Annotated in this window: 2 protein-coding genes; both read left to right on the forward strand. The window is 66.5% G+C overall.

What is annotated here, in order from left to right; translation table 11 throughout:
* A partial coding sequence (locus SMD10_RS25505; protein WP_331688515.1) for an STAS domain-containing protein occupies nt 1–315 on the forward strand: 315 nt, incomplete at its 5' end.
* Nucleotides 312–677, forward strand: coding sequence for a response regulator (locus SMD10_RS25510; protein WP_331688516.1), 366 nt, complete (start codon nt 312–314; stop codon nt 675–677). The genes SMD10_RS25505 and SMD10_RS25510, both read left to right, overlap by 4 nt.
* Nucleotides 678–680: the final 3 nt, after the last annotated feature.

Here is a 680-nt window from a genome sequence, read left to right on the forward strand (position 1 = left end):
GGAAGAGTTCTGATGGCAAGAAAGAAGCAGGCATCGGCGGAGACGGTTGAGCTTCCGTCGCAGCTTGGTCTGAACGCGGCGGGCCCGTTGTCGGAGCAGCTGATGGGACTGCGCGGCAAGCCGGTCGTGCTGGACGCCTCGAAGGTGGAGGCGGTTGGCGGCCAGGGGCTGCAGGTTCTGCTGGCGGCGGCGATCGCCTGGGCGGGGGACGGCGTCGAGCTGACCTTCGGCGAGCCGTCTCCGGCCTTCGAAGACGATCTGGGACATCTGGGCATGTCCGTGGAAACCCTCCTGAACAAAGGGCAGCTGCAGTGACGAAGACGATACTGACGGTCGACGATTCCCGCACCATGCGCCAGATGCTTCTGCGCGCGCTGCAGGAGGCGGGCTTCAACGTGGTGCAGGCCGAGGACGGCGTGCATGGGCTGGAGGTGCTGCAGGGCGCGCTGCCCGACGTCATCATCACCGACGTGAACATGCCGCGCATGGACGGGCTGACCTTCATCGAGGAGGTGCGCGCCGATCGCTCCAAGCGGGCGATCCCGATCCTGGTGCTGACCACCGAGAGCGATGCCGAGAAAAAGGCCCGCGCACGCCGCGCCGGCGCAACGGGATGGATCGTCAAGCCCTTCGATCCCGTCAAACTCGTCACCGCCATCAACCGCGTCGCAGCCTGAGCG

The sequence above is a fragment of the Consotaella aegiceratis genome, assembly GCF_036541425.1.
Taxonomy (GTDB): Bacteria; Pseudomonadota; Alphaproteobacteria; order Rhizobiales; family Rhizobiaceae; genus Consotaella; species Consotaella aegiceratis.